The following is a 12,382-nucleotide window of genomic DNA, read 5'->3' as shown; positions in this document are numbered from 1 at the left end:
GTGCGCAGATTCGGATGATTGTTTTGTTTTGTGGCGGCGCAACATGCGGGTTGAGGCGGTGCGGGTCAAGCAAAGCCAGGAAAAACGCAGCACAATGCACACACGTTGGCCGCCATCCACGAGGGGAAGCAATGAATGCCGTGACACCGATACCGCAGCCGCACAGTGGTTCCCGCATTGCATTGCGCTCAAGCAAGGCACTCGGCTGGCGAGGCTTCGGCGCGGAGCTGGTCAACGTGTCAGCCGGATTGCACCGGATTCCAGCACTCAAGCATCATCGCGTGGGCGTGCATGTCGGCGCGCCGGTCAAGGCGCGTTGCATGTGCAACGAGCGCCGCTACTCGCGGATTCAGGCGCATGGCGATGCGGATGTGATTCCGGCGGGCGTCGACGGGCAGTGGACCGATGAATCCGCGTGCACGATTTTCAGCGTCTGGATCGCTGAAGAGTTTGCGCAGAGGACTGTCGAACAATTGGAATTGAAGACGAGCGATGCGCAGCTTCGCCCGCAATTTCAGATGCGCGATCCGCGTTTTCAGCATCTGGCCTGGGCGTTACGTGCCGAACTCGAAGCGGACGATGCGTCTGATCCGCTGTATGCAGAGAGTCTGTGTACGGCCATGGTTGTGCGGCTGATTGGCAGCGCGCCGGTGCTCGACGAGCTCGAGAACAAGCGCCGTACGCTGGCGCCGAAGACCGCTGCTCGCGTGATCGAGTTTATCGAAGCGCATCTCGATCAGCGCCTCACGCTTGGCGAACTGGCTGCGCACGCCGAGTTGAGTGTGCCGCATTTCAAGGTGCTGTTTCGCGAGACGCTCGGTATGCCGGTGCATCAGTATGTGGTGCAGCGGCGAGTGGAGCAGGCGAGAGCGCTGTTGCTTCAAGGCAGGCTGAGCGCGAGTCAGATTGCGCTGGAGACGGGCTTCGCGCATCAGAGTCATATGGCGCATTGGATGGGGCGGTTGCTGGGGGTTACGCCGCGGGAGCTGGTCAAGTCAAGCCCGAATCCAGGCAGCATTATCGAACTCGATACCTTCGATGCTCACCGCATCGCAACACGGCGCTAAACCCTCAACTCGCACCGTTCCATAGCCAGTTTGGAGTTCCCGCTCTATTGCCCTCACTCGATTTGTATAGCTAAATACGCGGACTTCGCAACCGGAGGCCGTCACATGTCGAAATCGAAGGGTTCTCGTATCGTCGCCTGGGCGATCGCTGCTGTTGTCGCCAATGCTCCGCTTGCCGTTCTTCTGACGCTCGCAGCACCAGCCGGTATAGATCGCGCCGTCGCCGCGACGTCGAACACCAGCACCGACGATTACGCGGCAACCCGCTATCCAATCATCCTCGTACATGGCCTCACAGGGACCGACAAATACCTCGGTGTGCTCGACTACTGGTACGGCATTCAGTCTGACCTCCAGCAGCACGGCGCAACCGTGTACGTGGCGAACCTGTCAGGCTTTCAAAGCGACGATGGTCCGAACGGCCGCGGCGAACAGTTACTCGCTTATGTGAAGCAGGTCCTGGCCGCAACCGGCGCGCAGAAAGTGAACCTGATCGGCCACAGCCAGGGCGGTTTGACCTCGCGCTACGTCGCGGCGGTCGCGCCGGAACTCGTTGCTTCGGTCACCACGATCGGCACGCCGCATCGCGGCTCGGAGTTCGCCGACTTCGTGGAGGGTGCGTTGCAAAAGGATCCGACAGGTCTTTCAACACCGATCATCGGCGCCTTTGCGAATATATTCGGCATCCTGACGAGTAGCAATCACAACACCAACCAGAATGCAGTCGCCGCGCTGCAAACGCTGACCACGGCGAACGCCGCGGCATACAATTTGCGCTATCCGAGCGCCGGTCTTGGTGCGCCGGGTTCGTGTCAAACCGGTGCGGCGACTGAAACCGTCAACGGCAACACGCATCTGTTGTACTCGTGGGCGGGCAGTGCGATCCAGCCGACTTCGGTACTCGGCATTCCGGGCGCGACCGACACCAGCGTCGCGCTACTCGATTCAGCGAACGTTCTCGATCCGTCGACACTCGTTCTGTACGGCACCGGTGCGCTCATGCTGAGCCGCCAGTCGGGACAGAACGACGGACTTGTCTCGGTGTGCAGCGCACTCTATGGCAAAGTGCTCGGCACCAGTTACAAGTGGAACCATCTCGACGAAATCAACCAGTTGCTCGGCGTGCGTGGCGCGAATGCGGCGGACCCGGTGGCAGTGATTCGTACGCAGGCAAACCGGCTGAAGACACAAGGCGTTTGAGCGGATGCGGCGATTGGATCGGCAACGGGGCAGTGCGCGGAGCCAGTGGCTGGTTTTCGTGGCGGTGGGCGTGGTGTCTGCCGGGGCTGCGTTGTGGCTGAACCGCCCGCCGGCGGCGGGTGATGCATCAGCGCCGCAGGCGGCGAATGCAGCGAGTTCCGTGCAAACCGCGCTCGCTTCGAGCAAGGGCATGGCCACCGGCGCGTCGATGGCTGATGCATTGCCCGCTTCGCTCGACGGTTCGTCTCCGCCGCATCTGCTAACCGATGGCCACGGCCACCTCGCGCGCACGCGTGCGGTCCGCGATTTCTTCGATTACTTCCTGACGACGCAAAACGAAATCTCCGCCGCGACGCTCGATGCATTGGTGCGTCGCCAGATCGCCGCGCAACTCGACGGCACACCGGTCGCCGATGAAGCGGTGACTGTCTGGCAGCGCTACAACGCATATCTCACGGCGCTCGCACAAGTGCCGCAAAACTCCGCGACTCAAAGCCAAAACCAAAGTCAGAGCGGCGCAAAGCCGGACCTCGACGCGTTGCAACTCTCACTCGACCAGCGCGACGCGTTAGGCGCCCGGCTGATGGGCGAGTGGAACGAACCGTTCTTCGGCGCTGAATCACAGCAGCAACACACGGATTTGGCGCGCTTGCGTATCGCATCTGATGGCTCGTTGAGCTCGGCGCAAAAAGCGGCGCGTCTCGCCGCGCTAGACGCGGCACTGCCGCCGGAAACCCGCGCGGCCCACGAGCGTGCACGCCAGCAGCAGGCCGCACTTGACGCAATCGGCCACGCGCAGAAGCAGGGCGCTTCGCTCGATACGATGCGTGCGCAGATTACGCAGACACTTGGGCCTGAAGCGGCGCAACGCGTCGTGCAGATGCAGCAGGCCGAAGATGCCTGGCAAGCCCGCTACGCGGACTATTCGAGCCAGCGCGCGCAGATCGACAAGCAGGATTTGCCGCCTCAGCAACGCGATGCGCAGATCACGCAGTTGCGCCAGCAGTTCTTCACCAATCCGAGCGACGCAATGCGTGCAGCGTCGCTCGACCGCGGTAGCGGTTCAGCAAACTGAACCCACTATCGTGCCGCGATGCGGCATCCTCAACCCGGAGCGACCCCGGTCAACTGCGAATACACGTCATGCGACAGTTGCAACAACGCCTTGCGATCGATGCCGCCTGACACCGCGTAGCCGAAGTCGCCGTCCACCCAGTAGAACACGTTCACCGGTCCGTCCTGATACAGCTTGAACGCGGTGGTATTCGCGTTCACCTGACGATGCGAAATACACAGCGTCACGCGTTCGCCGTTTGGCCCGCGATACATGAATTGCGCGGTCGGCCCATCGGCACCCGGCAAGAGGCGGCCGCCTGACAAATTGAAACCGCTCTTCGAAAGAATCGGCGGGTGCACGTTGGTGCCGAGCCGGTTGGACAGCCACTGTACGAAATCCTGCTCGTGATCGGCATTCATGTCCGCCGGACGGTCGACAGCGGGCATATAAACCACATGCGCCACCGCGGCTTGCCGTGCGAAACCCTCGGAACTATCCGCGCTAACGGGCCGCGTGTCCGAGGAATGGCCGGCGACCGGCGCAATCACGTCCTGCCCCATATGCGTGCCCACGCCGATGCCCACGCCCATCACCAGCGCCGCAGCCATCCCGGCGAACTGCGGCCAGTTGGCGGCAATGCGCCAGCGCCGCGGTGCAGGCGCCTGCAGACGTTTCGGCACGGGCTCGCTCAGCACGCGGTCATAGCGTTCATGGAACATGTTGTTCAGCGAAAAATAATCGCTGACGCGCGTGGCCAACTCGGGATTCTGTTCGAGCGCGCGTTCTACCTCGACGCGTCGTTCGTCGGACAGCGTGCCGTCCACGTACGCGTGCAGGTCTTCTTCGCCGATCGGCGTGTTTTGGTCGCTCATCGCACCACCTGTAATTTTGCACCGGGCTGCGTGCCCGCCATCAATGCCCGAAGCCGCTCGCGCCCGCGCGAAAGGCGCGACATCACCGTGCCGATCGGAATGTTCAGCGCAAGGGCCACGTCGGCGTAGCTCATTTCCTCGAGACCGACCAGCAGCACGACTTCACGCTGCTCCATGGGCAGACGCTGCAACGCGTAGTCGAGGTCGCGCATTTCCAGCGAACGGGTCTGATCGGACGGTACGGCAAATTCGCTTTCGTGAACGCTGTCGTCGTCGACCGCCACGTGGACGGCGCGCGCCGAGGCTTTGCGCGCCTGGTTGGCGAACACGTTATGCATGATCGTGAACAGCCACGCACGTAGATCGGTGCCAGGCTGGAACATGCCGGTGCGGCCGAGCGCGCGTTCGAGCGTGTCCTGCACCAGATCGTCGGCGAGATCGCGATTGTTGATCAGCGCTCGCGCATAGCGCCGCAAGCGCGGCACATGCTCCATCAACTCGTCACGGACATCCATTGTTTATCCCAATCGTGGGGCTTCTCGCGGGCGCCGGGTGGGCGGCCGTCGATTGAATCACCACGCGCATTCGAGGTGCAAACACGCGTGGGCGCATTTTATTCCGTTGTGTTTGGCTGCGTTGCGAAAATCCGGACAGGGCTTAGCGCATGGTCATCACGTCGGCGGCACGCATCAGGCCGTGGGTGCGGGCGTCGCCGGCGACCACGAAGCGCTGCCGCCGGGCTGTCCAGGTCAGCAGGCGGATCTCGCCGATGCGGTGGGCGGCCCACTGCGGCTGAGCCGGCGCCAGCAGTGCCAGCGTCGAAATCAGCACCACCGGACGGTTGTCTCCGTTCAGATAAATGAACTCGCTGGCACGTTGGAATGGGCCGAGCGATAGGACCCTTTGATCAACCAGTCGCAATCCGATTGCAGCGAGGTTGGGCGCGGACACGTCGGTTCGCGTGGGCGATGCGGCGGAAAACTGTGTGTCGGCGGTTTCTGCCAGCGCCATCACGGCGGCATTGTCGAGTGCCTGGCGGGACACCTGAGTGGCGGCCAGCCAGCCGCTCGCGGCCGCCAGCGTCAGCACGAGCGCCCCGAACGCCTTCACCGCTTTGCCCGGACGCTTCGCGGCCTTCAGCGGGTCTAGTGCGCGGCGCCATCCTTCGGCGCGGCTCGAAACGGGTTCTTCAGTTGTCTGGAAGGCCTGCTGCATCTGCGCGTTCAGCCTGCCGTAGAACGCCACTCGGCGCGCCTCCGCCGGATCCTTGCCGAGATAGTCCTGCAGAAACGCGGCGCGTTCCGGCGTCAGCGTGCCATCGGCATAGGCCTGAATGTCGGCTTCGGAAAGCGGTGAGTCGGAGGGGGCGTCGGTTGAGGTCATGGTTTTGGCGGTTGTCAGATTTCAGCTATCGAGTGGCGAACACGCGCAAGTGTGAGTTTATTCCGGGTTCGAAGTTTGTTTTTTGCGAATCGCCAATGCAGGAATAAAAACCACGAACTCGTGGTTCTCCCTCATGCAAGCCCGCACAAAACTCACTGGAGTTCATCATGAAGAAGATTACTTTTGCCGCATTGTCCGCCGTCGCTTTTGTCGCTTTCGCCGCTTCGTCGAGCGCTTTTGCAGAAGGTAAGACACGTGCTCAGGTGTACCAGGAATTGATTGAAGCTCAACAGAACGGCCTCGATTACGTGACCGACGCATCGTATCCGGATGTCAATCCCGTTTTCGCACGGCAAGTCGAGCAGCACAAGGAAGCGCTCGCCGCACAGGCGGCCGCCGCAAGCCATGTCGCGAGCGGCAGCGCGTCGGCGGGTGACGTCAATTGAAGCGATCGATATCCGGCGCGCATAGTGAACGGACGCGCCGGACCTCGGATGGAATAGATCGCCGAATGCGGTGTTAGCCGATGAGTGCATCTATCCGAGAGTCGAGGAGCCGTCGTGACAAAACCATCCGTTCTCAATACTGAGCCTATATGCGTGCCATGCCGGCTCGCCGCGATCGGCGCGGTCGTTGCAGTCCTTGCCGGCGGCTTTGCCTATACGGCGGGCTGGCTGACACCGGGGCGGCTCACAGCGCCGCGTTTCATCAATACGTTCGAAGCGGTGGCCGGTCAGCCGCATCCCGGCTACCGCCGCAACCATGCAAAGGGCCTATGCGTGGAGGGCTATTTCGACAGTAATGGCGACGGTGCCGTGCTGTCGCGCGCCGCAGTGTTGGTTGTTGGCCGTACACCGGTCACGGGCCGTTTTGCTGTGCCGGGCGGCAACCCGTCGGCGCCCGATATCAGCTCTCCGGTACGCAGCATGGCCTTGCTGTTCCAGTTGCAGAACGGCGAGCAGTGGCGCACGGGGATGAATTCGACGCCCGTTTTTGCCGTACATACACCCGAGCAGTTTTATCAGCAACTGGTTGCGGCGAAACCTGATGCCGCGACCGGTAAACCGGACCCTGCGAAGCTGAAAGCGTTTTACGCCGCGAATCCGGAAACCAAACCGTTTCAGGCTTGGGTGAAAGCGCACCCGCCGTCATCGAGTCTGGCGAATGCCGTGTACTACAGCATCAACGCATTCCGTTTTACTGACACCGCCGGCAATAGCCGCGCGGTGCGTTGGGCGATGGTGCCTGAAACGCCGTACGCGCCGATTACCGATGCGCAAAAGGCCGAAAAGAATTTCCTCGCGGCCGATCTCGACCAGCGCCTGCAAAGCGGACCGTTGCGCTGGCATCTGATCCTGACGGTCGCGCGGCCGGGCGACGCCACCGACGACGCAACGATGCAATGGCCCGACGATCGTCAGCAGATCGACGCGGGCACGCTGGTGATCGATCACACGACATCGCAGGAAAACGGTGCCTGCCGCGACGTCAATTTCGATCCCACCATTTTGCCGAACGGTATCAAACCGTCGGACGATCCCTTGCTCGCCGCGCGCTCGGCGGCGTACGCGCTGTCGTACAAGCGCCGTACGCGTGAAGAAACGCTGCATCCCGGGATTCATCAAACGCAGACAAACGGAGGTCGGTCATGAAGCCGGCACATGCACATTTCAGTCCGCTCGCGCGGCTCCTGCATTGGACGATGGCGCCGCTGATCATCGCGATGCTGTTCATTGGCGTAGGAATGGTCGCGACGGTGTCGCATGCGCATGGCACGCTGGTCGCGCTTCACAAGCCGCTCGGCATTGCGTTGCTGTTGCTGGTGATATTGCGTGCGAGCGTGCGTATCAGGCGCGGCAGTCCGCCGTTGCCGGCAGACATGCCGGCGCCGCAGCGCATCGCGGCCAAAGCCTCGCATCTGGTTCTCTATGCGCTGATGGCCGCGATGCCTTTGATCGGTTGGGCGATGCTATCCGCAGCGGGATATCCGCTCACGCTATACGGCCCGCTGCATTTGCCGCCGATCGCACCGCATAACATCGAACTGTTCGCGGTACTGCGTGCACTGCACACATGGTTCGCATTCGCTCTGTTCGCCACGGTGCTGTTGCATCTCGCGGCGGCGCTGTTTCATGGTTTGATCCGCCGCGATGGGGTGTTTTCGAGTATGGCGCGCGGCGGGCGCCGGGCATGAGGGAAGCGCCGCCCAGGTCTTTCAGGCGAGGGCCGCGCTGTGTCGTAGGGCTGCGGGCGAGCCGGCTGATCAATCTGGCAGGCGTTATCGGAACACCACGGTTCGATGTCCGTTGAGAAGCACTCGATGCTCGAGATGCCACTTAACCGCCCGCGACAGTGCGACACATTCCACGTCGCGTCCGATCATCGTCAGCTCGTCGGGATCCATCGCATGATCCACACGTTCAACCGCCTGTTCGATGATCGGTCCTTCGTCGAGATCGGTCGTCACGTAATGCGCCGTTGCGCCGATCAGTTTCACGCCGCGGTCGTAAGCCTGGTAGTAGGGTTTAGCGCCCTTGAAGCTGGGCAAAAACGAATGGTGAATATTGATGGCGCGGCCGGCCAGCTTCTCGCACAGGTCCGCTGACAGTACCTGCATATAGCGCGCGAGTACGACCAGATCAATTGCATGGTCCTCTACCACCTCCCAGATCTTCGCTTCCTGCGCAGCCTTCGCCGCAGGTGTCGACTGCAGGAGCGGGAAGTGATGGAACGGAATGTTATAGCTCGCGGCTAACTGGTAGAAATCCTTGTGGTTCGACACAATCGCAGGAATCTCGATGTTCAGTTGTCCGGTGCGATAGCGGAACAGCAGATCGTTCAGACAATGCCCGATCTTCGATACCATCAGCAGAACGCGTGGCTTGTGAGACGCATCGGCGATCTGCCATTGCATGTTCAGGCGTTGCGCGAGCGGTTCGAAGTGCTTGCGCAGGTCGTCGCAGCAAGCGCTGCCGCCGGTTTGCAACTGAAAATACGTGCGCATGAAAAAGCGCTCGGTACGGCGGTCGCCGAATTGCGCGGAGTCAACGATATTCGCGCCGCTTTCGAGCAAGGCGGCCGAGACCGCGTGCACGATACCCGGCTGATCGGGACACGACAGCTTCAGGATGTAGCTGTTATCAAGGTGTGGCATGAGCGGTTCCGGTTCGATCAGCTTTTGACGCGTTCTGAGCGCGGGTCGTAGGGTGCTTTGAGATGCACGGTGGCAGGCAGAAGGTCGCCGGCCACGTCGAACTCGTAGCGGCCGCTGTTCAGATACGCTGCGTCCGCGACACCGTCCGGATTGTTGATGTAGCCCATCGCCACCGGGCAGCCGAACGTATGGCCGAAGGCCGCCGAGCTGACGAAGCCGACTGGCTTGCCGTCGCGCAGGATCGCCTCGCCGCCCCACAGCATGCGATCGGCCGCGCCGTCGGCGGTGAGCACGACCATGCGTCGGCGCAGCGGTTCCGCGCGCAGTTTCAGCAAGGCCTCGCGGCCACGGAACGGAATGTCTTTATTGAGCTTGCAGGCGAACGAGAGACCCGCTTCGAACGGGTTCGAGTCCGGCGTCAGCTCGCGGCCCCATGCGCGATAGCCTTTCTCGATGCGCAGCGAATCGATGGCGTAATAGCCCGCATTGGCGAGGCCGAACGGTTGGCCCGCCGCTTGCAGCGTCTCGTAGACGCCCGCCGCGAACTCGACCGGCACGTACAGTTCCCAGCCTAGTTCGCCGACGTAGGTGAGCCGCGTGGCGCGCACCGTTGCATAGCCGATATCCACTTCACGGCTCTGGCCGAAAGGAAATGCCGCATTGCTCCAGTCTGCCTTCGAGATGCTCTGCAGCAGCTCGCGCGAGCGCGGGCCCATCACCGCCAGCACCGCGTATTGGCCAGTGACGTCGACCAGCGTGCAGTGTTTGTCGTGCGGGATCGATTTCTCGATGTAGTCGAAATCGCGGGTGGTCTGCGCCGAGCCGGAGACGATGAGGTATTGATCGTCGGCGAGACGGGTCAACGTGAAGTCGGACTCGTAGGTGCCGCGCTCGTTGAGCATGCCGGTGTAGACGGTGGTGCCGGCCGGCACCGCAACATCGTTGGTGACGATGCCTTGCAGCACGCTTTGCGCGTCACGCCCCTTCACGAGAAATTTCGAAAACGAGGTCATGTCGAACAGCGCCACGCCTTCGCGGCAGGCACGATGCTCGGCGCCGCTCCACGGCAGCCAGTTCTGCTGGCCGAAGGCGTAGTCGATCTTCGCTTCAGCCACGCTTGGCGCAAAGAAATTCGGACGTTCCCAGCCCATCTTGCTGCCAAAGCTCGCGCCCTGGTCACGCAACATCGGGTAGAGCGGCGAGCGGCGGAACGGTCGCGCGGTATCGAGTTCGCGGTTCGGCCAGGGCATGGCGTAGTGCAGACCAAGCGTTTCCTTCACACGGTCGTGCAGCCAGGTGTCGTTGCCGTTAAAGCGCGCGAAGCGGCGAATGTCGACCGGCCACAGGTCCATGGTCGGCGTGCCGGCAACGATCCATTCGGCGAGCGCCATGCCGGCGCCGCCGGCCGACGCGATGCCCATCGAATTGAAGCCCGCGCCGACAAAAAAGCGCCGCAACTCTGGCGCTTCGCCGAGCATGAAGTTGTTGTCCGGCGTGAACGACTCCGGGCCGTTGTAGAACTGCTTCACTTGCGCTGTTTCGAGTGCGGGCACACGCTGAAGCGCATTTTCCATCAGGATTTCGAACTGATCCCAATCGTCCGGCAGCAACTGGAATTCGAAATTGTCCGGGATGCCGTTCATGCCCCACGGTTTCGCGTTCGGCTCGAAGCCGCCCATCACGAGGCCGCCGACTTCCTCCTTGAAGTAGATGAAGCCGTCCGGATCGCGCATCACCGGCAGGTCCGGATGCACGCCGGCAATGCGTTCGGTGACGATGTAGTAGTGCTCGGCCGAGTGCAGCGGCACGGTCACGTCGCACAGACGGCCAACCGCCTTGGCCCACTGGCCCGCGCAATTCACGACGATGTCCGCGCCGATCGTGCCTTCTTCGCCGTCCTTGTTGCGCCAGGCGAGGCCGCTGACTTCGCGTGCGCCTGTCGTGCCGTTTGTCCTGTCTTCGAGCGCGGTGCGCGTGTGAATTGCCGTGACACGGGTGTTCTCGACGATGCGCGCACCGCGTGTGCGGGCGCCGCGGGCGAGGGCTTGAGTCAGATCGGTGGGATTCGCTTTGCCGTCGCCCGGCAGCCAGACGGCGCCGAGCAGGTCGTCGGTGCGCATCACCGGCCATAGATCGCCGGCTTCCTGCGGGCTGATCACGTCGCACGCCACGCCGTAGGCACGCGCGACGGCGGCGGTGCGCTTGAGTTGCGTCATCCGCTCGGCCGTACGGGCCACCGAGAGCGAGCCGCATTGTTTCCAGCCGGTCGCGAGGCCGGTGTCGGCTTCGAGTTCGGCGTAGAGGGCGGTCGAGTAACGGATCAATTTGGTCATGCTTTCCTGCGCGCGCAACTGACCGACGAGGCCAGCCGCGTGCCAGGTCGTGCCGCACGACAGTTGGCCCTGTTCGAGCAGAACCACATCGGTCCAACCCAGTTTCGTGAGGTGATAGGCGACGGAGCAGCCGATGATGCCGCCACCAATGATGACGACGCGTGCGTGGGCAGGAATGGATGTGGACATGTGTGGGAATTGGTTGAATGACTGTGCACAGATTGCCGTAAAAAAACACGGAGTGCAACATCTGTCTGGAATTGTTGCGTGAGTGCTGGCGTCACAAGATAGCCATAGTGAAACGCTATTAGCCTGTGCGAATGGTCGCTTCCAGTGCACAACCGCCTCGATCGAGATTCGCTTAGCGTCAATTTTAGATATGGTTTTGCTTGGTAATGTGTGGGTATCTCCTCCATTTAAGTGTGTGTTTTGCTAGACTCTGTCCATCAGTTATCGCACGAGCCCTATGTTCTCCACCCAACGCCAAGCCGAAATTCTGCGACTCGTGCACGAGCAGCGCACGTGCACGATCACTGATCTCGCCGGCCGCTTCGAGGTTTCCGACGAGACCATCCGCCGCAATATCAAGCCGCTAATTGCCGATGGCCTGCTCATCAAGGTCCACGGCGGGATCATGCTGCCCGAGCGGCTCGACGAGCCGCCGTTCCAGCGGCGCATGGTGGCAAGCCGCGCAGGCAAGCAGGCCATTGGCGCGCGCATCAGCGAGCTCGTGCGGGATGGTGACTCGTTGATCCTCGAAGGCGGTACGACCTGCCTGCACATCGCGCAGGCGCTGACCGCGCGCTCGCGGCTCACGGTAGTGACCAACTCGATCGAAGTCGCCCGCGTGCTGGCGCCGCGCAACGGCAATCGGGTGTTCATCGCGGGGGGCGAACTGCGCGCCGACGACTCCGCCGCCGTTGGCGACAGCGTGCTTGCCTTCCTGCGGCAGTTCCATGTGCGCTACGCGATCGTTTCGGTCACCGCGATCGACATGCAGGGCCGTTTCATGGACGCACTGCCCGCCGACGTGGCGTTTTCGCTCGCGGCCTTTGCGCAGGCCGAGCGGCGTGTGGTCGCGGCGGATCACATGAAATTCGGCCATAGCGCGCTCGTCCACGCCTTCGGCCCGGATGCGGTCGATCTGCTGGTCACCGACCAGGCGCCGGCTCCGGCACTTGCTCAGGTGTTTGCTGCAACGGGTCTGGAAGTCAGCGTCGGGGCGCCTGCGCAAGGCGGCTCCGGGTCAGATGCTGGAGACGGTAGTCGCGTCGACCCGGCGGCTGCCGCTACGCGCTAGCCCGGGCCGCGTTTTC

The 12,382-nt window shown here is 62.4% G+C and carries 12 protein-coding genes; 7 read left to right on the top strand and 5 right to left on the bottom strand.

Features of this window, described 5'->3' with window-relative positions; genetic code table 11:
- Positions 1 to 131 precede the first annotated feature (131 nt).
- From PQR40_RS16255 to PQR40_RS16245, 3 genes are all read left to right on the top strand, one after another.
- Complete coding sequence (locus tag PQR40_RS16255; RefSeq protein WP_408236281.1) at positions 132 to 1,067, top strand: AraC family transcriptional regulator; 936 nt, start codon at positions 132 to 134, stop codon at positions 1,065 to 1,067.
- A gap of 105 nt (positions 1,068 to 1,172) precedes the next feature.
- Positions 1,173 to 2,267: a triacylglycerol lipase gene (locus PQR40_RS16250; protein WP_408509399.1), complete on the top strand. Its 1,095-nt coding sequence runs from the start codon at positions 1,173 to 1,175 to the stop codon at positions 2,265 to 2,267.
- A gap of 4 nt (positions 2,268 to 2,271) precedes the next feature.
- Positions 2,272 to 3,342 carry a lipase secretion chaperone gene (locus PQR40_RS16245; RefSeq protein ID WP_408509398.1) on the top strand — a complete coding sequence of 357 codons (1,071 nt, stop codon included), beginning with the start codon at positions 2,272 to 2,274 and terminating at the stop codon, positions 3,340 to 3,342.
- Between the two features lie 29 nt (positions 3,343 to 3,371).
- Here the strand turns inward: PQR40_RS16245 and PQR40_RS16240 are convergent, their stop codons facing one another.
- From PQR40_RS16240 to PQR40_RS16230, 3 genes are all read right to left on the bottom strand, one after another.
- Positions 3,372 to 4,196 carry an anti-sigma factor family protein gene (locus PQR40_RS16240; protein WP_408236290.1) on the bottom strand — a complete coding sequence of 275 codons (825 nt, stop codon included), beginning with the start codon at positions 4,194 to 4,196 and terminating at the stop codon, positions 3,372 to 3,374.
- Positions 4,193 to 4,711: a sigma-70 family RNA polymerase sigma factor gene (locus PQR40_RS16235; RefSeq protein ID WP_054036380.1), complete on the bottom strand. Its 519-nt coding sequence runs from the start codon at positions 4,709 to 4,711 to the stop codon at positions 4,193 to 4,195. The genes PQR40_RS16240 and PQR40_RS16235 overlap by 4 nt, the downstream gene beginning before the upstream one ends.
- Positions 4,712 to 4,853: 142 nt before the next feature.
- A complete protein-coding gene (locus tag PQR40_RS16230) occupies positions 4,854 to 5,579 on the bottom strand; it encodes an anti-sigma factor family protein (RefSeq protein WP_408509397.1) in 726 nt (241 codons plus the stop codon).
- Positions 5,580 to 5,746: 167 nt separating this feature from the next.
- Here PQR40_RS16230 and PQR40_RS16225 point away from each other — a divergent pair, with 167 nt between their 5' ends.
- The 3 genes from PQR40_RS16225 (at position 5,747) to PQR40_RS16215 (ending at position 7,773) form a co-directional block, all read left to right on the top strand.
- On the top strand, positions 5,747 to 6,025 hold the full coding sequence (locus PQR40_RS16225; protein WP_408236296.1) for a DUF4148 domain-containing protein: 279 nt from the start codon (positions 5,747 to 5,749) through the stop codon (positions 6,023 to 6,025).
- Between the two features lie 114 nt (positions 6,026 to 6,139).
- Positions 6,140 to 7,231, top strand: coding sequence for a catalase family peroxidase (locus PQR40_RS16220; protein WP_408338580.1), 1,092 nt, complete (start codon positions 6,140 to 6,142; stop codon positions 7,229 to 7,231).
- On the top strand, positions 7,228 to 7,773 hold the full coding sequence (locus tag PQR40_RS16215; protein ID WP_408236302.1) for a cytochrome b: 546 nt from the start codon (positions 7,228 to 7,230) through the stop codon (positions 7,771 to 7,773). The genes PQR40_RS16220 and PQR40_RS16215 overlap by 4 nt, the downstream gene beginning before the upstream one ends.
- An 84-nt stretch (positions 7,774 to 7,857) precedes the next feature.
- Here the strand turns inward: PQR40_RS16215 and purU are convergent, their stop codons facing one another.
- Both purU and PQR40_RS16205 read right to left on the bottom strand, forming a co-directional pair.
- Positions 7,858 to 8,733 carry a formyltetrahydrofolate deformylase gene (gene purU, locus PQR40_RS16210; protein ID WP_408236305.1) on the bottom strand — a complete coding sequence of 292 codons (876 nt, stop codon included), beginning with the start codon at positions 8,731 to 8,733 and terminating at the stop codon, positions 7,858 to 7,860.
- Between the two features lie 17 nt (positions 8,734 to 8,750).
- Positions 8,751 to 11,255, bottom strand: a complete 2,505-nt coding sequence (locus tag PQR40_RS16205; protein WP_408236308.1) for a GcvT family protein — start codon at positions 11,253 to 11,255, stop codon at positions 8,751 to 8,753.
- A 277-nt stretch (positions 11,256 to 11,532) separates the two neighbouring features.
- On the opposite strand from PQR40_RS16205, the gene PQR40_RS16200 reads away from it, so the two are divergent.
- Complete coding sequence (locus tag PQR40_RS16200) at positions 11,533 to 12,366, top strand: DeoR/GlpR family DNA-binding transcription regulator (protein ID WP_408236311.1); 834 nt, start codon at positions 11,533 to 11,535, stop codon at positions 12,364 to 12,366.
- The last annotated feature ends 16 nt before the right edge of the window (positions 12,367 to 12,382 follow it).

Origin of the sequence: Paraburkholderia sediminicola, from assembly GCF_046026855.1 — a bacterium.
GTDB classification, from domain to species: Bacteria; Pseudomonadota; Gammaproteobacteria; order Burkholderiales; family Burkholderiaceae; genus Paraburkholderia; species Paraburkholderia sediminicola_A.
The sequence above is the reverse complement of the archived record's forward strand: the minus strand, read 5'-3'. Positions and strand labels throughout refer to the sequence as shown.

Bases quoted from the DNA above. Each gene is read 5' to 3' on its own strand.
- PQR40_RS16255 (WP_408236281.1), top strand. From the start codon at position 132: ATGAATGCCGTGACACCGATACCGCAGCCGCACAGTGGTTCCCGCATT.
- PQR40_RS16230 (WP_408509397.1), bottom strand. From the start codon at position 5,579: ATGACCTCAACCGACGCCCCCTCCGACTCACCGCTTTCCGAAGCCGAC.
- PQR40_RS16240 (WP_408236290.1), bottom strand. From the start codon at position 4,196: ATGAGCGACCAAAACACGCCGATCGGCGAAGAAGACCTGCACGCGTAC.
- purU (WP_408236305.1), bottom strand. From the start codon at position 8,733: ATGCCACACCTTGATAACAGCTACATCCTGAAGCTGTCGTGTCCCGAT.
- PQR40_RS16215 (WP_408236302.1), top strand. From the start codon at position 7,228: ATGAAGCCGGCACATGCACATTTCAGTCCGCTCGCGCGGCTCCTGCAT.
- PQR40_RS16205 (WP_408236308.1), bottom strand. From the start codon at position 11,255: ATGTCCACATCCATTCCTGCCCACGCACGCGTCGTCATCATTGGTGGC.
- PQR40_RS16250 (WP_408509399.1), top strand. From the start codon at position 1,173: ATGTCGAAATCGAAGGGTTCTCGTATCGTCGCCTGGGCGATCGCTGCT.
- PQR40_RS16245 (WP_408509398.1), top strand. From the start codon at position 2,272: ATGCGGCGATTGGATCGGCAACGGGGCAGTGCGCGGAGCCAGTGGCTG.
- PQR40_RS16225 (WP_408236296.1), top strand. From the start codon at position 5,747: ATGAAGAAGATTACTTTTGCCGCATTGTCCGCCGTCGCTTTTGTCGCT.
- PQR40_RS16235 (WP_054036380.1), bottom strand. From the start codon at position 4,711: ATGGATGTCCGTGACGAGTTGATGGAGCATGTGCCGCGCTTGCGGCGC.
- PQR40_RS16200 (WP_408236311.1), top strand. From the start codon at position 11,533: ATGTTCTCCACCCAACGCCAAGCCGAAATTCTGCGACTCGTGCACGAG.